This window comes from Terrabacter sp. AAH1 (assembly GCF_054456855.1).
Genome location: NZ_JBTJJV010000006.1, coordinates 90,449 through 110,986 on the forward strand (window position 1 = coordinate 90,449; position 20,538 = coordinate 110,986).

19 protein-coding genes are annotated in these 20,538 nt (G+C 70.9%); 4 read left to right on the top strand and 15 right to left on the bottom strand.

Annotated elements, in window-relative coordinates; all coding sequences use genetic code 11:
• Positions 1–94: 94 nt before the first annotated feature.
• Together ACXR8F_RS11690 and rpsO are read right to left on the bottom strand one after the other, a co-directional pair.
• On the bottom strand, positions 95–2,350 hold the full coding sequence (locus ACXR8F_RS11690) for a polyribonucleotide nucleotidyltransferase (RefSeq protein WP_458800618.1): 2,256 nt from the start codon (positions 2,348–2,350) through the stop codon (positions 95–97).
• 179 nt (positions 2,351–2,529) lie between these two features.
• Complete coding sequence (gene rpsO / locus ACXR8F_RS11695) at positions 2,530–2,799, bottom strand: 30S ribosomal protein S15 (RefSeq protein ID WP_045190522.1); 270 nt, start codon at positions 2,797–2,799, stop codon at positions 2,530–2,532.
• A 238-nt stretch (positions 2,800–3,037) separates the two neighbouring features.
• On the opposite strand from rpsO, the gene ACXR8F_RS11700 reads away from it, so the two are divergent.
• Positions 3,038–3,196, top strand: coding sequence for a DUF6131 family protein (locus ACXR8F_RS11700; protein ID WP_458800620.1), 159 nt, complete (start codon positions 3,038–3,040; stop codon positions 3,194–3,196).
• A gap of 89 nt (positions 3,197–3,285) precedes the next feature.
• Here the strand turns inward: ACXR8F_RS11700 and ACXR8F_RS11705 are convergent, their stop codons facing one another.
• A complete protein-coding gene (locus ACXR8F_RS11705) occupies positions 3,286–3,786 on the bottom strand; it encodes a hypothetical protein (protein ID WP_458800622.1) in 501 nt (166 codons plus the stop codon).
• A 110-nt stretch (positions 3,787–3,896) separates the two neighbouring features.
• On the opposite strand from ACXR8F_RS11705, the gene ACXR8F_RS11710 reads away from it, so the two are divergent.
• On the top strand, positions 3,897–4,157 hold the full coding sequence (locus ACXR8F_RS11710; protein ID WP_458800624.1) for a hypothetical protein: 261 nt from the start codon (positions 3,897–3,899) through the stop codon (positions 4,155–4,157).
• Here the strand turns inward: ACXR8F_RS11710 and lpdA are convergent.
• Positions 4,147–5,544 carry a dihydrolipoyl dehydrogenase gene (gene lpdA, locus ACXR8F_RS11715; protein ID WP_045190526.1) on the bottom strand — a complete coding sequence of 466 codons (1,398 nt, stop codon included), beginning with the start codon at positions 5,542–5,544 and terminating at the stop codon, positions 4,147–4,149. The two genes, ACXR8F_RS11710 and lpdA, sit on opposite strands and share 11 nt — an antisense overlap.
• 176 nt (positions 5,545–5,720) lie before the next feature.
• Between lpdA and ACXR8F_RS11720 the strand changes: the two genes are divergently transcribed.
• Both ACXR8F_RS11720 and mctP read left to right on the top strand, forming a co-directional pair.
• Positions 5,721–6,023, top strand: a complete 303-nt coding sequence (locus ACXR8F_RS11720; protein ID WP_458800625.1) for a DUF3311 domain-containing protein — start codon at positions 5,721–5,723, stop codon at positions 6,021–6,023.
• Entirely contained in the window at positions 6,020–7,693 is a 1,674-nt protein-coding gene (mctP, locus tag ACXR8F_RS11725) for a monocarboxylate uptake permease MctP (protein ID WP_458800627.1), read from the top strand. The genes ACXR8F_RS11720 and mctP overlap by 4 nt, the downstream gene beginning before the upstream one ends.
• A gap of 123 nt (positions 7,694–7,816) precedes the next feature.
• Here the strand turns inward: mctP and ACXR8F_RS11730 are convergent, their stop codons facing one another.
• From ACXR8F_RS11730 to ileS, 11 genes are all read right to left on the bottom strand, one after another.
• The gene (locus tag ACXR8F_RS11730) at positions 7,817–8,953 is read right to left on the bottom strand and encodes an FUSC family protein (protein ID WP_458800629.1); all 1,137 of its coding nucleotides are present in this window, start codon (positions 8,951–8,953) and stop codon (positions 7,817–7,819) included.
• A gap of 57 nt (positions 8,954–9,010) precedes the next feature.
• Positions 9,011–11,041, bottom strand: a complete 2,031-nt coding sequence (mrdA, locus tag ACXR8F_RS11735; protein ID WP_458800631.1) for a penicillin-binding protein 2 — start codon at positions 11,039–11,041, stop codon at positions 9,011–9,013.
• Between the two features lie 29 nt (positions 11,042–11,070).
• Positions 11,071–11,550: a rod shape-determining protein MreD gene (locus ACXR8F_RS11740; protein ID WP_458800633.1), complete on the bottom strand. Its 480-nt coding sequence runs from the start codon at positions 11,548–11,550 to the stop codon at positions 11,071–11,073.
• Positions 11,551–11,567: 17 nt separating this feature from the next.
• Positions 11,568–12,392 carry a rod shape-determining protein MreC gene (gene mreC / locus ACXR8F_RS11745; protein ID WP_458800635.1) on the bottom strand — a complete coding sequence of 275 codons (825 nt, stop codon included), beginning with the start codon at positions 12,390–12,392 and terminating at the stop codon, positions 11,568–11,570.
• Between the two features lie 4 nt (positions 12,393–12,396).
• Complete coding sequence (gene mreB / locus ACXR8F_RS11750) at positions 12,397–13,422, bottom strand: rod shape-determining protein MreB (RefSeq protein ID WP_458800637.1); 1,026 nt, start codon at positions 13,420–13,422, stop codon at positions 12,397–12,399.
• Between the two features lie 106 nt (positions 13,423–13,528).
• Positions 13,529–13,951 (bottom strand): nucleoside-diphosphate kinase, encoded by a 423-nt coding sequence (ndk, locus tag ACXR8F_RS11755; protein WP_045190537.1) that lies wholly within the window; start codon positions 13,949–13,951, stop codon positions 13,529–13,531.
• Positions 13,948–14,388, bottom strand: a complete 441-nt coding sequence (locus tag ACXR8F_RS11760) for a DUF4233 domain-containing protein (protein ID WP_458800640.1) — start codon at positions 14,386–14,388, stop codon at positions 13,948–13,950. Before ACXR8F_RS11760 ends, ndk begins: the two co-directional genes overlap by 4 nt.
• 54 nt (positions 14,389–14,442) lie before the next feature.
• On the bottom strand, positions 14,443–14,886 hold the full coding sequence (locus tag ACXR8F_RS11765) for a hypothetical protein (RefSeq protein WP_045190541.1): 444 nt from the start codon (positions 14,884–14,886) through the stop codon (positions 14,443–14,445).
• Between the two features lie 17 nt (positions 14,887–14,903).
• On the bottom strand, positions 14,904–16,295 hold the full coding sequence (locus ACXR8F_RS11770; protein ID WP_458800642.1) for a bifunctional folylpolyglutamate synthase/dihydrofolate synthase: 1,392 nt from the start codon (positions 16,293–16,295) through the stop codon (positions 14,904–14,906).
• The gene (locus ACXR8F_RS11775; protein WP_082080863.1) at positions 16,292–16,894 is read right to left on the bottom strand and encodes a GNAT family N-acetyltransferase; all 603 of its coding nucleotides are present in this window, start codon (positions 16,892–16,894) and stop codon (positions 16,292–16,294) included. Before ACXR8F_RS11775 ends, ACXR8F_RS11770 begins: the two co-directional genes overlap by 4 nt.
• The gene (gene ileS / locus ACXR8F_RS11780) at positions 16,891–20,184 is read right to left on the bottom strand and encodes an isoleucine--tRNA ligase (RefSeq protein WP_458800644.1); all 3,294 of its coding nucleotides are present in this window, start codon (positions 20,182–20,184) and stop codon (positions 16,891–16,893) included. Before ileS ends, ACXR8F_RS11775 begins: the two co-directional genes overlap by 4 nt.
• Positions 20,185–20,538 lie beyond the last annotated feature (354 nt).

The following is a 20,538-nucleotide window of genomic DNA, read 5'->3' on the forward strand; positions in this document are numbered from 1 at the left end:
GGCCGCCCTTGCCGTGGGAGATCTGGGGGAACCCAACGGCCCGCCACCCCAACCGGGGTGACGGGCCGCTCGTGATCCGTTCGGACCGTGAAGGTCAGACCTCCGCGGGCGCCTCGGCGTCGGCAGGCTCCGAGTCGCCGGCCTTGTCGCCGGCCTTGTCGCCCTCACCGTCGGGCAGGACCGCGGCGAGGCTGAGCTTGCCGCGCGGGTCGATCTCCTTGAGCTCGACCTGGACCTTCTGGCCGACCTTGACGACGTCGTCGACGCTGTCGATCCGCTTGCCGCCGACGAGCTTGCGCACCTCGGAGATGTGCAGCAGGCCGTCCTTGCCGGGCAGCAGCGAGACGAACGCGCCGAAGGTCGTCGTCTTGACGACGGTGCCGAGGAACCGCTCCCCGACCTCGGGCATCTGCGGGTTGGCGATCGCGTTGATCGCCGCTCGCGCGGCCTCGGCGGACGGGCCGTCGACGGCGCCGATGAACACCGTGCCGTCGTCCTCGATCGAGATGTCGGCGCCCGTGTCGTCCTGGATCTGGTTGATCATCTTGCCCTTCGGGCCGATGACCTCACCGATCTTGTCGACGGGGACCTTCACCGTGATGATGCGCGGCGCGTACGGGCTCATCTCGTCGGGCACGTCGATGGCCTCGGCCATGACGTCGAGGATGTGCAGACGCGCGTCGCGGGCCTGGGTCAGCGCGCCGGCGAGCACGGTGGCGGGGATGCCGTCGAGCTTCGTGTCGAGCTGGATGGCCGTGACGAACTCCTTGGTGCCGGCGACCTTGAAGTCCATGTCGCCGAAGGCGTCCTCGGCACCGAGGATGTCGGTGAGCGCCGCGTACTGCGTCTCACCGTCGACGGTGTCGGACACGAGGCCCATCGCGATGCCGGCGACCGGGGCGCGCAGCGGCACACCGGCGTTGAGCAGCGAGAGGGTCGAGGCACAGACCGAGCCCATGGACGTCGAGCCGTTGGAGCCGAGAGCCTCGGACACCTGGCGGATCGCGTAGGGGAACTCCTCGCGCGTCGGCAGGACCGGCATGAGCGCACGCTCGGCCAGGGCGCCGTGACCGATCTCGCGGCGCTTCGGCGAACCGACGCGGCCGGTCTCACCGGTGCTGTAGGGCGGGAAGTTGTAGTTGTGCATGTAGCGCTTGCGCGTGACGGGGCTCAGCGTGTCGAGCTGCTGCTCCATCTTGAGCATGTTGAGCGTCGTGACACCCATGATCTGGGTCTCGCCACGCTCGAAGATCGCCGAGCCGTGCACGCGCGGCAGGACCTCGACCTCGGCGCCCAGGGCGCGGATGTCGGCGAGGCCACGGCCGTCGATGCGGACCTTGTCGCGCAGGATGCGCTGGCGGATGAGCTTCTTCTGCACGGAGCGGAAGGCGGCCGAGACCTCCTTCTCACGCCCCTCGAACTGCTCGGCGAGCTGCGCCTTGACGGCGGCCTTGATCTCGTCGAGGCGCTCCTCGCGCTCCTGCTTGCCGGCGATCGTCAGGGCAGCGGTCGTGTCGGCCTCGACGGCGGACTCGACGGCGGCGTAGACGTCGTCCTCGTAGTCGAGGAAGACCGGGAAGTCCTGGACCGGCTTGGCGGCGTCGGCAGCGAGCTGGGCCTGGGCCTCGCAGAGCTGCTTGATGAACTTCTTGGAGGCCTCGAGGCCCTCGGCCACGACCTCCTCGGTCGGCGCCTGCTTGCCCTCGTTCTTGACGAGGTCCCACGTCGACTCGGTGGACTCGGCCTCGACCATCATGATCGCGACGTCGTCACCGACCACACGACCGGCGACGACCATGTCGAAGACGGAGCGCTCGATGTCGGAGAAGTTCGGGAAGGCGACCCACTGGCCGTCGATGAGCGAGACGCGCACGCCACCGATGGGGCCCGAGAACGGGAGGCCGGAGATCTGCGTCGAGGCGCTTGCCGCGTTGATGGCGAGCACGTCGTACTGGTGGTCGGGGTTCAGCGAGAACACCGAGATGATGACCTGGACCTCGTTGCGCAGACCCTTCTTGAAGGTCGGGCGCAGCGGGCGGTCGATGAGACGGCAGGTGAGGATCGCCTCGGTCGAGGGACGGCCCTCACGGCGGAAGAAGCTGCCGGGGATCTTGCCGATGGCGTACATGCGCTCTTCGACGTCGACCGTCAGCGGGAAGAAGTCGAACTGGTCCTTCGGCTGCTTGCCGGCGGACGTCGTCGACAGGAGCATCGTGTCGTCGTCGAGGTAGGCCGTGACGGCGCCGCCGGCCTGCTTGGCGAGGCGGCCGGTCTCGAACCGGACCGTGCGGGTGCCGAAGCTGCCGTTGTCGATGACGGCCTCGGCGAAGGTGATGTCTGGACCCTCCATGTGGGCCCTCGCTTTCTTTTTCTCAAGTGCCCGCGCACATCGTCGTTGTGTGCTGGGTTTGCGTGCTGTTCCTTCTCTGGGGCCGGGCGGCCCCGGTGCGGCGGTCGAGCGTCGCCGACCCGCACCTACGACGAAAGGCGGTCCCCGCGAGAACGCGGTGACCGCCTTTCGTCACGAACTCATCGACGCAGACCGAGTCGCTTGATCAGCGAACGGTAGCGCTCGATGTCGGTCGCCTCGAGGTAGCGCAGCATGCGCTTGCGGCGGCCGACGAGCAGGAGGAGACCACGACGGCTGTGGTGGTCGTGCTTGTGGGCCCGAGCGTGCTCGGTGAGGTCCTTGATGCGCTGCGTGAGCATCGCGATCTGCACCTCGGGAGAGCCGGTGTCGCCCTCGACGGTGGCGTACTCGGTCATGATCTTCTTCTTGACGTCAGCGTCCAAAGGCATGGATGAACCGACTCCTTCTCTTCTCGTTGCGCGGTGCTCCAGGGCATGTCCACCTGGGCGCTATCGATCCGCGGCCGGACTACGGCGCCTCCAAGGGTAACAGCGCACGGGAGCGCCCCCCTAATCGAGCCGGGCGGGCCGTGTGACCGTTTCGTGACCGGTCCGGCGTGGCTCCGGAGCGCCCGACGGGTACGGACACTCTGCTCGGGGACAACATCTGAAGGAGTCACGCCACACCATGATCATTCTCGGACTCATCCTGCTGATTATCGGACTGCTCGTTAAGTCCCTCAGCATCCTGGTGACCATCGGGGCCATCCTCTTGGTGGTCGGCATCGTCCTGTACGTGCTCGGTGCGACGGGTCGCGCCATCGGTGGCAGGAAGCACTGGTACTGATCGGGCCGCACGAGCTGCACCCTTCAGGACGCCCCCGCGGGATTCGCGGGGGCGTCCTGCTGTCCCCGGCAGACTGCCGTTCAGGGGCGTCAGCCGGCGCGGAGGCGTCGGACGGCCAGCCCGACCGCATGCTCCTCGGAGGCCGACGACCACGCGCCACCGTCGAGCAGCAGCCAGAGCAGGTCGTCACCCTCCCTGACGAGGACCCCCCGCGCCGCCGGGTGGCCCGCACCGAAGAAGCTCTGCTGGGTCGCGACGAGGCCCGTCGCGCCGCCGAGGTTGCCGGGTCGTGCGTGGCCGCAGCGCCGGACGATCTCGGAGAGCAGGCTGCTCGTCGTGGCGCGCGCCGGGTCGCCCCGGTCGAAGCGCAGCAGGACGTACTCGAGCGCGACGTCGCCCTTGGAGACGCCGGGACCGGCAGCCAGCCGTGCCGCCGCGATGCCGGCGACGACCGAGCGCGCGCCGGACCACGCGTAGGTCGCTCGGTCCTGGGACAGGACCCAGGGGAACGCCCCTCGCTCGCAGTCGCCCGGAGGCTTCGCCGTCGGGGCGCAGCCCTCGGCGTCGAGCCTGGTGAATCGTTGGGCCACCGACCTCCTGCGCTGCACCGGGCCACAGCTCCCCGGGCTGCAGCTGGAGGTCCGGCGACAGGTCCTTCTCGACGAAGCACGTCACCTGCTCCGGCACGGGCGTTATCCCGGTGCCGGGCATCACCCGGCCGGTCCGGTTCGACGAGCCCACCGAGTCCGACGAGTCCGACGTGTCCGACGTGTCCGACCAGATCGACGAGATCGACCGGATGGGCGGGCTCGGCCGCGGCTCGGTCGTCTGGGTCGTGCAGCCGCCGAGCACGAGGGCCAGCAGCAAAGGCGCAAGGGCGCCCCCGCACAGCGGGAGCGCCCTCGTGAGCCGACCGGACGGCATACGCCACTCGTCGTGGTCGCCGAGGGTCAGAAGTTGATCATGTGGCCGGCGATGCCGTGGACGGCCTCCTTGACGGCCTCGCCCAGGGTGGGGTGCGCGAAGACGGTGCGCGAGATCTCGTCGGCGGTGAGGTCCCACGTCTGCGCGAGGTTGAGCACGGGCAGCAGCTCGGTGACGTCGGGGCCGATGAGGGCAGCCCCGAGGATCTCGTTGTGCTCGGCGTCGGCGATGACCTTGACGAAGCCGACCGGCTCGCCGAGGCCCATGGCCTTGCCGTTCGCGGAGAACGGGAACGTCGCCGTCTTGACGTCGTGGCCGGCCTCCTTGGCCTGCGCCTCGGAGAGACCCATCGAGCCGATCTGCGGCTGGCAGTAGGTCGCCCGCGGGATGAAGCGGTAGTCGATGGCCATCGTCTCGACCCCGGCGAGGGTCTCTGCGGCGACGATGCCCATGGCCTCAGCGACGTGCGCGAGCATGAGCTTCGCGGTGACGTCACCGATGGCGTAGACGTTCGGGACGTTGGTGCGGCAGAACTCGTCGATCTCGATCGCGCCGCGGTCGGTGAGCTGGACGCCGGTCGCCTCGAGGCCGTAGCCCTCGGTGCGCGGGGCGAAGCCGATTGCCGACAGCAGCCGGTCGGCCTCGAGCACCTGCTGGTCGCCGCCCGCCGCCGGGCTGACGGTGACCCGCACGCCCGAGCCGGTGTCCTCCACCGACTCGACCTTGGTGCCGAGCATGACCTTCACGCCGAGCTTCTTGTAGTGCTTGAGCAGCTCCTTGGACACGTCGGCGTCCTCGGTCGGGACCATACGGTCGAGGAACTCGACGATGGTGACGTCGACGCCGAAGTTCTTCATGACGTAGGCGAACTCGACGCCGATGGCGCCGGAGCCGGCGATGATGATCGAGCCGGGCAGCTCGGGGTCGAGGATCTGCTCCTCGTAGGTGACGACGTTCTTGCTCACCTGCACGCCGGGGATCATCCGGGTGACGGAGCCGGTCGCGAGGATGAGGTTGTCGAAGGTGATCGAGCGCTTCTCGCCGGAGTTGAGCGCGACGTCCATCGACGTGGCCGAGGTGAGGGTGCCCCAGCCGTCGATCTCCTCGATCTTGTTCTTCTTCATCAGGAAGTGGACGCCCTTGACGATGCCCTCGGACACCTTGCGGCTGCGGGCGTGCGTCGGGCCGAAGCTCATCGTGGCGTCGCCCTCGATGCCGTACTTCTGCTTCTCGTGGGTCAGGGTGTGCGACAGCTCGGCGTTCTTGAGCAGGGCCTTGCTCGGGATGCAGCCGACGTTGAGGCAGACGCCGCCCCAGTACTGCTTCTCGACCACGGCGACCTTCTTGCCGAGCTGCGACGCGCGGATCGCCGCGACGTAGCCACCAGGACCGGCACCGAGCACAACGACATCGAAATCAGCCATGGCGCACAGCCTATCCGTGCGCCAGACGGCTTCGAGACGGCGTCCGGGGGTACGTCACGATCAGCAACCATCTGCGGAAATGGCTGTGTCGCAGGCCACATGACGCGTGCCCGCGAGAGTAAGTTCCGCGACGCACGGCCGAACCCATCCGGCCCCGACCAACGGAGGTCACTCGCGTGAGCACCACTCCGCATCGCCACGAGGCGCCACCGGCGAACAAGGGCCTGTTGGCTCTCGCCGGCGTGCTCCTCGCCATACCCGTCGTCGCCCTCATGCTCGTCGGCACCTACGCCAAGGACGAGCCGCGCGTTGCGGGCTTCCCGTTCTTCATCTGGTACCAGTTCCTCTGGGTCGTGATCTGCTCCGTCTTCACCTACACGGCGTACCGGATCGTCCTCAAGGCCCGACCCCACGTCCCCATGAACCCCGAGGGTGACGCGTACCTCGACGACGAGTCCCGAGAGGACGGCCTCCGATGAGCGCCATCGCCCCCGCGGCCACCAACACGGGCGTCAACGGCGTCGCGCTGGCCGTGCTGATCTTCTTCTTCGTCGTCGTCGCGGCTGCCGGCTTCTGGGCCGCGCGGTGGCGTCGCCCCGCGAGCATGGAGAGCCTCGAGGAGTGGGGACTCGGCGGCCGCTCCTTCGGCACGTGGATCACGTGGTTCCTGCTCGGCGGCGACCTCTACACCGCCTACACCTTCGTCGCCGTGCCCGCCGCGATGTTCGCCTTCGGCGCCGTCAACGGCTTCTTCGCCGTGCCCTACACGATCGTGCTCTACCCGATCATCTTCGTGTTCATGTCGCGCCTGTGGTCGGTGTCGCACCGCCACGGCTACGTGACGCCCGCCGACTTCGTGCACGGCCGGTCCGGCTCGCGCGGGCTGTCGCTGGCCGTCGCGGTCACCGGCTTCCTCGCGACGATGCCCTACATCGCCCTCCAGCTCGTCGGCATCCAGGCCGTGCTCGAGGTGGCCGGTGTCGGTGGCGGCGGCAACATCATCGCCAAGGACGCGCCGATCTTCATCGCGTTCCTCGTGCTCGCGCTCTACACGTACACGTCGGGCCTGCGCGCGCCTGCGATCATCGCGTTCGTCAAGGACATCCTCATCTACCTCGTCATCATCGTCGCGGTGATCTACCTGCCCTCGAAGGTCGGGGGTTGGGACCACATCTTCGACGCGGCCAAGGAGAAGATGACGACGACCACGAACGCGGCCACGGGCAACAAGAACGTCTTCATCCCCGGCGACAAGGCGTACTGGGCCTACGGCACGCTGGCCCTCGGCTCGGCCCTGGCCCTGTTCATGTACCCGCACTCGATCACGGCGAGCCTGTCGGCCAAGAACCGCAACACGATCCGCAAGAACGCCTCGATCCTGCCGGCGTACTCGTTCCTCCTCGGCCTGCTGGCGCTGCTCGGCTGGGTCGCGATCGCCGCCGGCACCAAGCCGATCGGTCTCGACGGCAAGCCGAACGCGCAGCTGGTCGTGCCCCAGCTGTTCGAGGACATGTTCCCGTCGTGGTTCGCGGGCATCGCCTTCGCCGCGATCGCGATCGGCGCGCTGGTGCCGGCCGCGATCATGTCGATCGCCGCCGCCAACACCTTCACGCGCAACATCTACAAGGCGTGGATCAAGCCCGACGCGACGGTCCAGCAGGAGGCCAAGGTCTCGAAGGTCACCTCGCTGGTCGTCAAGGCGTTCGCGCTGCTGTTCGTGCTGCTCCTCGACAAGAGCAACGCGATCAACTTCCAGCTGCTCGGCGGCATCTGGATCCTCCAGACGTTCCCGTCGCTCGTGTTCTACCTCTACACGCGCTGGTTCCACCGGTGGGCGCTGCTCGCCGGCTGGGCGGTCGGCATGGTCTACGGCACGCTCGGCGCGTACAACGTGACGAACAAGGCGACGGGTGCGCCCTTCGCCGGGTCGGTCGCCTCGATCCCGGTCATCGGCCAGCTCGGTTACATCGCGCTCACCGCGTTCGCGATCAACGTCATCGTGGCCGCGGTCCTCACCCTCGTCCTCCGGGCCGTGAAGGCTCCCGAGGGCGTCGACGAGACCATCCCGGCCGACTACTTCGCCGACGCGGGTGACCCCCGCGTCCAGAAGCTCGAGACGGGTCCGCACGAGTACACCCCGTCGAACTGACACCAGTCGACCGAGCACGTATGCCGGAGGGCCGGGTCCGCGAGGACCCGGCCCTTCGCCGTCTCCCCCTCTCCCCCGCCACGCCACCGCCCGTGACGCAGCGTTCTCTCGATCGGTGCTGCGTCAGATGTCCCGGGGGCGCTCGGGGGGCACCGCGGCGATGGCCTGGTCGACGTCGAGGCCGGTCACCTGGAGCAGGTCGACCACGGTCGAGCGGATCTGCGCGAGCACCGTCTCGGTCGCGAGGCTCGACGTGCGCGGCAGCGTCGCGGTCGCCCTCGCCACCTCGAGCAGGGCTGTCCGCCCGATCTCGGGTGACGCGTTCTCGGACAGGGCTCGACCGACGACGTCGGTGGCGGCGGCGAGCTCGACGAGCACCTCGACGTAACCCGGCGGCAGCGGCTCGCCACGCCCCACGGCGACGGTCACCCGGCGTACCAGCACGCGGGTGCTGCGCATCGCCCGGTCGAGCGGCTCGACGAGGTCGACCATCTTGCGCACGCCGGCCGCGTGCTGCCGCTTGAACGGCGACGAGGTCAGCACCGAGAGGCCCTCGTCAGCGGCCGAACCGAGCTCGCGCAGCAGCGACTCGGTGGCACGGGCCGAGGCGAGCACCTCGGCCGCCGCCGGCACGTCGCCGTCACGCGCGCTGGCGGCCGCTCGGCGCAGCAGCTCGCCGATCTTGCGCACGGCCGCCGCGGCCGCCACCCGTGGTCGACGCAGCGGCGCCTGCGGCACCACGGTCGCGGCCACGAGCGCGATGCCGCCGCCGATGAGCGCGTCGGTCCACCGGTTGAACGCCTGACCGGGACTGGCGACGAGGGCCGCGATGACGATGCCCTGCACGGCGGACTGCGTGACGATGACCGCGCTGCCGTGCAGCAGGGTCGCGATGGCCATCGACACGAGCACGACGGCGGAGATCTGCCAGGGCCCGCTGCCTGCGAGGTGCACGAACACGTCGGCGGTGAAGACCCCGACGGCGACACCGATCGCGACCTCGAAGACGCGCCGGAGCCGCTGGCCGTAGGACATGCCGAGGCAGATGACGGCCACGATCGGCGCGAAGAAGGGCGACGGGTGACCGACCACGTCGGTCGCGAACCACCACGCCACACCCGCGGCCACCGCCGACTGCACGAGCAGGAAGGCCCGCGTGCGGAGCCGTTCGAACCGCGTGCGGGCGCTGAGCCGGCTGCGGTCCCAGGCCCGGTCGAGAACCTGGATGACCGGGGCGTCGCTCCTCAGGTAGTCGTCCACGCTCGCACCCTCTCGTCAGGTCGGGGTCGGATGTCGCAGGCCGGCCGCGGCCTGCGCCTACAACCCCAGGGCAAGGATGGCATCGAAGATCTGGCGCACGGCAGGGGCCGCCACCTTCGAGCCGGAGCCGCCCTGCCCGACGACCACCACGACGGCATACCTCGGCTTCGTCGTCGGGCCGTAGCCGGCGAACCAGGCGGTGGCCTGCCGGCCGAAGACCTCGCCGGTGCCGGTCTTGCCGGCCACCGGGTAGCGGGACTGCGGAAAGCCGGCGAACGCCGTGCCCGCCGAGCCGCCCGGCCGGGTGACGTCGCCGAGGGCGGCCCGCACGTATGCGAGGACGGCGGCGCGCAGGGGCACCGTGCCGACCCGCTTCGGCGCGATCGGGGTGGTCGAGCCGTCCTGCGCGCGGAAGGCGGCTGCGAGCTGGGGCTGCCACAGCGTGCCGCCGTTGGCGATGGCGGCGTAGACGCCGGCCATCTGGAGGATGGTGACCGCGGTGTCGCCCTGGCCGATCGAGAAGTTGACGGCGTCGCCGGCGCGGTACTGGTAGCCGGTGGCGCAGTTCTCGGTCGCGAGCCGCTTGAGGTAGTCGGCGCGGGCACGGTCGGTGCGCGCGACCTCCGGGTAGCCGCCGGCGGCCCGCCGGCAGCTCGCGTCCTTCGTCGCGAGCCAGTGGTCCTCCTTCCAGACGCGGTCGGGCACCCGGCCGGCCGCCTCGCCCGGGATGTCGATGCCGGTGCGCCGGCCCAGGCCGAAGGCCTTGGCCATCGCGACGAACGGGTCGACGGCGCCCGGCGGCGCGGCCAGGCCTCCTTGGGCCAGCCAGGCGGCATACGCGAGCCGGTAGAAGACCGTGTCGCACGAGACGACGAGCGCCCGGTGCAGGTCGATGAGGCCGTAGCCGCGGGACTCGAAGTTGTTGAAGGTGCGGCCGCCGATGGACACGTCGGGCGAGCAGTCGTAGCGGCCGGTGAGCTTCGCGCCGGCGTTGACCGCTGCCGGCACGGAGACGACCTTGAAGGTCGAGGCCGGCGGGAACGTCTCGGCCGTCAGCCGGGACGTGAGGGGGCTGCCGGCCGCCGGGCTCGTCAGCCGGGCGAGCTCGGCGCTGGTGATGCCACCCGCGAACGCGGCCGGGTCGTAGGAGGGGTAGCTCGCGGCGGCGACGACCGCGCCGTTCGTCACGTCGACGACGACGGCCGCGCCCGTGTCGGCCCGGAACTTCAGCGCGTGGGCGTGCGTCACTGCGCGCGCCAGCGCGGCCTCGGTGCGGGCCTGCAGCCGTGCGTCGAGGTGGGTGACGACGTCGCGGCCCGACACCGGCGGCGTGACGTCGACGGTGTCGGTGACGATGCCCCGCGGGTCGATGGCCACGACAGTGCGGCCGTTGGTGCCGCGCAGGACCGAGTCGTACTGGGCCTCGAGGCCCGACCGGCCGACGACGTCGTCGGCGTCGACCCGACCCCCGCTGCCGGTGACCTCGTCGGCGTTGGCGCGGGCCACCCAGCCCATCAGGTGCGGCGCGAGCGCGCCTGCGGGACGGGCGTAGTCGCGAGCGGGTGACGTGGCGACGTCGACGCCGGGGAACTTCTCCGGCTGCTCGACGAGGGTGAGGGCGCGCCGCGCGTCGACCCCGGACGCGAGCGGGATCGGCACGTAGGGCGAGCCGTTGAAGCATGCCGGCGCCGGCGGTGCCCCGGCCGTTCCGCAGAGCATCGTCTTGCCCCACAGCCGGTCGAAGGGCAGCCCGAGCACTGCGGCGACGCGGGTCACGAGGTCACGACCGCCGTCCTCCGCCTCGACGAGCACCGAGCGCTGCACCGTGACGACGGTGTCGTAGGTGTTCGCGACGAACGGGGCGCCCCTGCGGTCGAGGATGCGTCCACGCAGGGCGTGGTCGGTGACCGTGCGCGTGTTCACCGTCGTCGCGGCGCGCGCCAGCTGCGGGCCCTGGACGAGCTGGAGCTGCCCGAGCCGGCCGAGCAGCAGCCCGAAGAGGGTGACGAGCAGCACGAGCACCACCCCGGCGACACCGACCCGCCGCCGCGCACCTCGCCCCAGCCGTCGCCTCGTCCACCGCGGCACCCGGGCTCCCGGTCGCCGGCCGACGCCCGTCACCCGAGCCTCCGCCGCACGAGGGCGCGGTCGACCACGAGCAGGGCCGGCAGCAGCACGGCGCCCAGGACCACGGTCGAGGCGAGTCGCGAGGCGTCGACGGCCGGCTCGACCCCGCCCTCGGCGAGCACGGCCGAGGCCACCCGACCCGCGAGCACCACGACCGCGGCGCAGACCAGGGCCGCGGGCGCCCGCAGCCACGACCGTGACGACGAGCGCCGGAACAGCCCCGCGACGAAGCCGGCCAGCATGGCGACCAGGGGCATCAGGCCCAGCGGGCTGCCGACCGGTGGCACCAGCTCGACGACCCAACCGGCCAGCAGACCCGCGAGCGCGCCGTGCACCGGCCCTCTCAGCACGGCGGTGGCGACGACCCCGACCAGCACGAGGTCGGGCACCCACTGCTGCGGCACGCCGAGCCGTGGGAGCAGGGTCGCCGTCGTCAGGGCCGCCCCGACGACGTATGCGGTGCGCAGCACTCCCAGCAGCGTCGGCCTCACCGGGTGGCCCCCGTCGCGCTGCGTGGTGTCGAGCGGGCGGTCGGCACGATGACGGCGACGACGTCGATCGCGTCGGGGTCGGTTGCCGGGCGCACCGTCGCACCTCGGGTGAGCTGGCCGTGGTCGGGATCGACCGCGGTCACCGTGCCGACCACGACGCCCGCGGCATACGGCGTCTCGTCGACGCTCCCCAAGGTGCGCACGACGTCGCCCACGACGGCGGTGCCGGGCGCGATGGTGGACAGGCTCAGGGACCCGCGGGGGCGCGACTCGACGTCTCCCGCGACCGGGGTCCTCACCGTGCCGAGGGTTCCGGCGGGGCCGACCCGCACGGCGACGACGGAACCTGCGCTGCCGAGCACCTGGACGTCGCTCGTCCACGGCGCCACGGACACGACCCGACCGACCAGGCCCTCGGCTGAGACGACCGTGGAGTCGGCGCGGACCCCGTCGCGCGAGCCGACGTCGAGCGTCACCGTGCGTCCGCCGAGGGGGCTCAGGTCGCTGGCGACGACACGGGCCGGAACCAGCGTGCGACCTGCCGTGGTGGTGGAGCCGAGCAGCTCGTCGAGGCGGCCCAGGTCGGCGGCGCGTCGTCGCTCGTCGGCGAGCTGCGTGCGCAGCCGCACGTTCTCGCGCTCGAGGGCGGTGAGCGCGTCGGGCTGCGCCCCGGACAGTGCCCGCTGCACGGGTCCCAGGACGACGGCCCCGGCCCGACGCACGCCGTCGGCCACGCCCCAGCCGGCGAGGTCGGCGAGCAACAGCGCGACGGTCAACGACGCCAGGACGACGAGGAGGCGGCGGCGGGCGGTGGACGGCATACGGCTAGAGGCGGTGGTCGCCGACGAGCACGCGTTCGAGGCTGGAGAACTCGTCGACGCAGCGTCCGGCCCCGCGCGCGACCGCACGAAGCGGGTCCTCGGCGACGCGGACGGGGACCCCGAGCTCGTGGCGCATGCGCTCGTCGAGCCCGCGCAGCAGTGCGCCCCCGCCCGTGAGCGTGATGCCGCGGTCGAGGATGTCGCCGGAGAGCTCCGGCGGGCACACGTCGAGCGTCGCGCGCACCAGCTCGATGATCTGCAGGACCGGCCCCTCGATGGCGCGCCGCACCTCGACCGAGCCGACCTGCACCGTCTTGGGCAGCCCGGTCACGAGGTCGCGTCCGCGCAGGCGCGTCGTCAGCTCCTCGCGCAGCGGGAACACCGACCCGACGGCCACCTTGATGTCCTCGGCGCTGCGCTCGCCGAGCAGGAGGGAGTACTCGCTCTTGACGTGGCTGACGAGGGCCTCGTCGATCTCGTCGCCGGCGATGCGCAACGAGCTGGACGTGACGATGCCGCCGAGGCTGATGACGGCGACGTCGGTGGTGCCGCCGCCGATGTCGACGACCATGCTCGCCGCCGTGTCGTAGACCGGCAGCCCGGCGCCGATGGCGGCCGCCATCGGCTCCTCGACCATGTAGACGCGACGGGCGCCGCAGCGGGTCGCGGCGTCCTCGAGCGCCCTGCGCTCGACGCCGGTGATCTCGCTGGGGACGCAGAGCACCATGCGAGGCCGCACGAGCCGGGAGGTGCGCACCTGGTCGATGAACCAGCGCAGCATGCGCTCGGTCTCGTCGGCGTCGGAGACGACGCCGTCACGCAGCGGCCGCACGGCACGGATGGTGCCCGGCGCCCGGCCGAGCATCTCCTTGGCGCGGCTGCCCGCGGCGACGAGGCGCCCGCTGCTCACCTCGACGGCGACGACCGACGGCTCCTCGACGACGACGCCGCGTCCGCGCACGTGGATGAGCGTGTTGGCCGTGCCGAGGTCGATCGCGAGGTCGCGACCGAAGGCGGGCCAGGTGCTCATGGCCGGGATTGTGTCGCGACGCCGCGCCGTCCCCGAGGGCATCCGGGGTGTGTCGCCGGATGGGTGACTCGAGTGGTGCCTGTGACGCCTGTGGCACCTGTTCCCGTCAGAGCTCGGGGAACCAGATCGCGATCTCGCGGGCAGACGACTCGACGGAGTCGGAACCGTGGACGATGTTCTGCTGCACCTTGGTGCCCCAGTCGCGGCCGAGGTCGCCGCGGATCGTGCCGGGAAGGGCCTCGGTGGGGTTGGTGGCGCCGGCGAGGCTGCGGAAGCCCTTGACGCAGTCCTGGCCCTCGATGACGACGGCGGTGACCGGGCCCGAGCTCATGAACTCGACGAGGGGCTCGTAGAAGGGCTTGCCCTCGTGCTCGGCGTAGTGGGCCGCGAGCTGCTCGCGCGTCGGGGTGAGGATCGAGAGGGCAGCGAGGGAGTAGCCCTTCGCCTCGATGCGGCGCAGCACCTCCCCGGTGAGGCCGCGCTGGAAACCGTCGGGCTTGACGAGGACGAGGGAGCGTTCGATGGTCACCCGTCCACCCTATCGGCCGCGCCCTCGGCGCCCGACGGCCCTTCTCCGACACCGGCGGCCGCCTCGCGACGAGCCATCTCGGCGTCGATCTGCGCCCCCTTGACGAGGCACGTGACCCACAGGGCGAGGAAGAAGAGCCCGACGACGAGCATCATCGGCACGATGACCGCGCTCACGAGGGTGAGGGCCTGCACGACCCACCCGAGTGTCAGGCCCCACGGGCGACGCATCATCCCGGCGGCCACCACACACAGCGCGCCGAGCCCGAAGCCCACGAGGAGGTATGCCGTGCTGCGCCCGCCGCCGCCGTCCGCCGCGCTCACGCCGCGCGCGACCAGGGCACCCAGGAGGATGCAGATGGACTCCCCTCCGAGCACCGTCGCGAGCATGCGGAAGGTGAACTTGCCGGTCTGGCCGTGCAACGGGATGGATCGCATGCGGTGGGCTGCCTCGCGCTGTCGGAGCTGGTGGTCGGTGGGTGAGCCGAGGGCTCAGTAGTCCTGGCTGGTGTCCCAGCTGCGGATGATCGCCTGCGCCTCGGAGCTGCTCGCGCCCGTCGCATCGGCGTAGAGGGCCATGGCGTCCTCGCGACGCCCCGCGAGGATCAGCTCGCTGATGCGGGCGCGGCCCTCGTCGGTGAGGCGGCCCTCGGTGAAGGACGCTGCGGCGTCGCGCACCCCGGGCCCCTGCCCCGGCACGAACCAGGTGTCGACGGCCCGTTTCGCGTCGGCGAGCGGGGCGCCGGTCGCCTCGCGGTAGATCTTGATCGCGTTGATCTTGTGCCCTGCGCTGATCTCGCGGCTGACCTTGCCCCGCACGGCGTCGGTGAGGCCGACGAGCTCGCGGTCGGGGTCCTTGCGGCCGACGACGCGCCCCCACAACACGACGAGGACGACCACGACGGCGAGGACCAGGAAGACCTTTGCGGGGCTCACGCCCCCAGCCTACGAGGTCACACGTCGGTGAGGCCGAGCAGCATGCGCACCTCGCCGGCGGTGATGACCGAGCCCGTCGCGATGACGCCCCCGCCCATCCCGTCGGCCTCCGCGAGGGTGACGGCCTGCTCGAGTGCGTCGGGCAGGTCGCTGACCACTGTCACCCGGGACTCGCCGAAGAGCTCGACGGCGAGCTCGCCGAGCTTCCTCGGTGAGAGCGCGCGCGGCGAGGAGCTGCGGGTCACCACGACGTGGTCGAGGACGGGCTCGAGCACCTCGAGCATGCCGACCGCGTCCTTGTCGGCGACGATCCCGACCAGGCCCACGAGCCGGGTGAACGTGAACGACTCGTCCAGCGCCGCGACGAGTGAGCGGGCACCGTGGGGGTTGTGCGCCGCGTCGACGAGGACCGTGGGCGAACGGCGCACGATCTCGAGGCGCCCGGGCGAGGTCATGGCCGCGCAGGCGGCGAGCAGCACGTCGTGCTCGATGCGCTGCTCCCCTCCGCCGATGAACGACTCGACGGCCGCCACGGCCGTGGCGAGGTTGCTCGCCTGGTGGGCGCCGTACAGCGGCAGGAACAGGTCGGGGTACTCCCCCGCGAGGCCACGCAGCGAGACCTGCTGGCCCCCGATGGCGACCTCACGCGCGAGCACGCCGAAGTCGTTGCCCTCGAAGACGATGCGGGCGCCGCCGACCTCTTGCACCCGGTCGAGGAGGACGCGCGCGACGTCCTCGTCCTGCACACCCGAGACGGTGACGGAGTCCGCCTTGATGATGCCGCTCTTCTCCTCGGCGATGGCGACGACGTCGTCTCCGAGCAGGTGGGTGTGGTCCAGGTCGACGGGCGTGACCACCGCGACCTGGGCGTCGATGACGTTCGTCGCGTCCCACGAGCCGCCCAGTCCGACCTCGATGATCGCGACGTCGACGGGCGCGTCGGCGAAGGCCGCGTAGGCGACCGCGACGAGCACCTCGAAGAAGTTCATCCGGCGTCCGCCCTCTTCCAGGGAGCGGGCGTCGACGATGTCCACCAGCGGCGCGACCTCCTCGTACGCCGCGATGAACTTCTCACGCGGGATCGGCTTGCCCGACAACGTGATCCGCTCACGGATGTCGTGCAGGTGCGGCGACGTGAACCGCCCGGTGGACAGGCCGCTCTCGCGCAATATGCCGTCGATCATGCGGCTCGTGGAGGTCTTGCCGTTGGTGCCCGTGAGGTGGATCGACGGGTAGGTGCGCTGGGGGTCGCCGGCGAGCTCCATGACCGCGTTGATGCGCTCGAGGGAGGGACCGATGTCGTTCTCGGGGGCGCGGGCGAGGATCTCCTCCTCGATCTCGCGCATCCGCTTCATCTCCTCGAGGTTGCGAGCGGCCTCGACGGCCGACGCGTCGGGACGGCCGCTCATGCCCGTGCTCCGTCCGAGTCGGGGCGGGCGCCGTCGAGGTCGCGCACCATCCAGACACTCTCGGGGAGGCCCGAGCCCGGCGTCTCCCGGTGCGTCTCGACGAAGCCGTGCCGGGCGTAGAAGCGGGCCGCCTGCCGGTTGCCCTCGAGGTAGGACAGCGTGATCCGCCGCTGGTCGTTCTCGAGCGCGCGCTGGACGACGGCTTCCAGCAGGCGCGTGCCGATGCCGTGGCCGTGGTGGCCGGGCAGGACGTACAGCTTCCAGAGCACGAAGGCGTCGTCCTGGGGGCCGTAGGTCGCCACGCCGACGACGTCGTCGCCCTGGGTGGCCACGATCGTGCGGCCCTTGCGGATGGAGTCGGTGACGACGTCGCTCGTCCACCACTTCGCCAGTCCCATCGCGACGTACTCCGGGCCTGCGATCGGCTCGTAGGTCGCGAGCCAGGTGCGGTGACCGACCGACAGCACACCGGCGAGGTCGTCGCCGACGGCGCCGCGCACCACCACCCCGTTGGCGTCGGGCTGCCCTTCGCGGTGGTCCTGCTCGGGCGTCACTCCCATGTCCGTGCCCTCCAGCTCGTCCTCGCGGTTCACGATCATCGCTTGGCCACCAGGATCGTCGCAGCGTGGTTGTCGCCCACGACCACCTCGGTCGGGGTGCCGGGGAGCCCGTCGGGAAGGACGTGGTCGGGGCCTGCCGCGGCGAACTGCGCGGCGAGCGTCTCGCCCACGATGAGGTCGCGATGGGTCACCGTCGCCTCGAAGACCTCGGCGCCGCCCTGGATGGTGAGGCTGATCCGGTCGCTCACGTGCAGACCGGTGTCGCGGCGTGCCTGCTGCACGGCGCGCACGAGGTCTCTGGCGAGCCCCTCGGTCGCGAGTGCCGGCGAGACCCGGGTGTCGAGCACGACGAAGCCGCCCGACGGGAGCATCGCGGTGGCCCCGTTCTCGGCAGCGTCGCCGGCCACGACGGTCTCGAGGGCGTACTCCCCCTCGACGAGCGCCAGGCCACCTGACGTCACGGACCCGTCGGCGTCGACCGACCAGTCACCGCTCTTGCTGCCCTTGATGGCGAGCTGCACGTCCTTGCCGAGGCGCGGGCCGGCGGCCCGGGCGTTGACGGTGAGGCGCTGGCTCACCCCGAAGTCGGACTCGCTGGCCGTCGCCACGTCGACGAGGGTGACGGCCTTGACGTTGAGCTCGTCCTGGATGATCCCGCGGAACGGCTCGAGCGCCGCCGGGTCGGCCGTGACGACGGTGAGCTCGGCGAGGGGCAGCCGGGCTCGCAGCGCCCGGGCCTTGCGCAGGCTGGACGCGACCGAGCAGACCTCGCGGGCGCGGTCCATGCCGACGACGAGGTCGTGGTCGTGCGGCAGGTCTGCGGCCCTCGGGTAGTCGGCGAGGTGGACGGACCGGCCGCCCGTGAGGCCGCGCCAGATCTCCTCGGTGACGAGCGGCAGCAGCGGCGCCGTAGCGCGTGTGACGGTCTCGAGCGCGGTCCAGAGCGTGTCGAACGCGGCCAGCGACTCGTCGGTCTCCCCGCCCCAGAAGCGGTCGCGCGAGCGACGGATGTACCAGTTGGTGAGCACGTCGAGGAAGCCGCGCATCGTGTCGCACGCGGCCGCGATCTCGTACGCGTCGAGCTGCTCGGTCATGTCACCGACGAACTCGCCAAGCTTCGCCAGCAGGTAGCGGTCGAGCACGTCGGTGGACGCCGTGGAGTGCTTGGCCTCGTAGCCCTCTCCGCCGCGGGCGGTGTTGGCGTACAGCGCGAAGAACGACCAGGCGTTCCAGAGCGGGATCATCACCTGGCGCACGCCGTCGCGGATGCCCTGCTCGGTGACGACGAGGTTGCCGCCGCGCAGGATGGGGCTGCTCATGAGGAACCAGCGCATGGCGTCGGCGCCGTCGCGGTCGAAGACCTCGCGCACGTCGGGGTAGTTGCGCAGCGACTTGCTCATCTTCTGCCCGTCGGAGCCGAGCACGATGCCGTGGCTGACGCACGTCTCGAAGGCCGGGCGGTCGAAGAGGGCCGTCGCGAGGATGTGCAGGGTGTAGAACCAGCCGCGCGTCTGCCCGATGTACTCGACGATGAAGTCGCCTGGGAAGTGGTGCTCGAACCAGTCGGCGTTCTCGAAGGGGTAGTGCACCTGGGCGAAGCTCATCGACCCGGAGTCGAACCACACGTCGAGGACGTCCTCGACGCGCCGCATCGTCGACCGGCCCGACGGGTCGTCGGGGTTGGGGCGCGTCAGGGAGTCGATGAACGGCCGGTGCAGGTCCTTGACCTCCACGCCGAAGTCGCGCTCGAGCTCGGCGAACGAGCCGTAGACGTCGATGCGCGGGAACTCGGGGTTGTCGGACTTCCAGACCGGGATCGGGCTGCCCCAGAAGCGGTTTCGCGAGATGGACCAGTCGCGCGCGTTGGCGAGCCACTTGCCGAACTGGCCGTCCTTGATGTGACCTGGCGTCCACTCGATCTGCTGGTTGAGCTCGAGCATGCGGTCCTTGATCTTCGTGACCTCGACGAACCACGACGACACGGCCATGTAGATGAGGGGCTCGCGGCAGCGCCAGCAGTGCGGGTAGCTGTGGTCGTAGGTCTCGCGTCGCAGCAGCACCGTGCCGGCGGTCACCGACCCGGTCTCGCCCTCGCCGCGGGTGGCCGCCTTGAGGTGGTCGATGATGTGCGGGTTGGCGTCGAAGACGTGCATGCCCTCGTAGTCGGTGACGGGCCACGTGAAGCGGCCGTCGGGGCCGACGGGCACGACGGGCTCGATGCCGGCCGCGTCGGTGACGATCTTGTCCTCCTCACCGAAGGCGCCGGCGGTGTGCACCAGCCCGGTGCCGTCCTCGGTGGTGACGAAGTCGGCCGGGAAGACGAAGTGGGCGCGCTCGTGGCCCCGGTAGTACGAGAACGGGGGCGTGAACGCCCGCCCGACGAGGTCGGAACCCTTGAGCCGCTGGACGATCCGCTCGTCGAGCGACGCCGCGTCGACGTCCGCCCCGAAGAGGTCCTTGGCGTATGCCGCGAGCCGGGCCGCGCCGATCACGTAGCGCTCCGTCGTGCCCGTCGCGTCGGACTCCACGACGACGTAGTCGATGTCGGGGCCGACCATGATGCCGAGGTTGGCCGGCAGGGTCCACGGCGTCGTCGTCCAGACGAGGGCCAGCTCGCCGGTCTCGAGCCGCAGGCCGATCGTGACGGCGGGGTCCTGGCGCATCTTGTAGACGTCGTCGTCCATGCGCAGCTCGTGGTTCGACAGCGGCGTCTGGTCGTTCCAGCAGTAGGGCAGCACGCGGAAGCCCTCGTAGACCAGGCCCTTCTCGTGCAGCTGTTTGAAGGCCCAGATGACCGACTCCATGTAGTCGGGCTCGAGGGTCTTGTAGTCGTTGTCGAAGTCGACCCACCGGGCCTGGCGGGTGACGTAGTCGCGCCACTCCCCCGTGTACTTGAGCACCGAGCTGCGGCACGCGTCGTTGAAGGTGTCGATGCCGAGCTCGACGATGTCCTGCTTCGTCTTGAGGCCGAGCTGGCGCTGGGCCTCGAGCTCTGCCGGGAGGCCGTGGGTGTCCCAGCCGAAGCGGCGCTCGACGCGCTTGCCGCGCATCGTCTGGTAGCGCGGGACGATGTCCTTGACGTAGCCGGTGAGCAGGTGTCCGTAGTGGGGCAGGCCGTTGGCGAAGGGCGGGCCGTCGTAGAAGACGAACTCGTTGTCGCCGTCGGTGCCGGCGTCGCGGTTCTCGACCGACGCGATGAACGTGCCGTCCTCGTCCCAGTACGTGAGGACCCGCTCCTCGATCTCGGGGAAGCGGGGGTTGGACGGGACGCCGGCCCGGTTCGACGGGTCGGCTGCGTCGTCGTTCGTGGTGACCTTGGGGTAGGTCATGCTCGTGGTCTCCTGCGGTCGCGTCGGTCACTCGTCACCTGCACGAGGACGACTGCCGAGGGCTGCCGCGGTACCACCCCGCTTGCCGCACGTCGCCCGCCGAGCCCGGCGAACGGCATACGACCGCTCTTGTCGAAGGCTGTGACGGGCCCACCCGTCCGGGTCTAGTGGGAGCTCGCGCTCTGTTCTTCCGGAGGCTCGCCGCTGATGACGGCTCGAACGCCTGTGCGTGCCAGTCTAGCCTGCCGCCGGCGCCGCGCCCGCGCGCACGACGACCCGGACCGCACAGATGACCGTCGGGTGGCAGGTCCGGGTGGGAGTGCGGTGGATCCCCGGCGCCCGGTGCCGGGGATC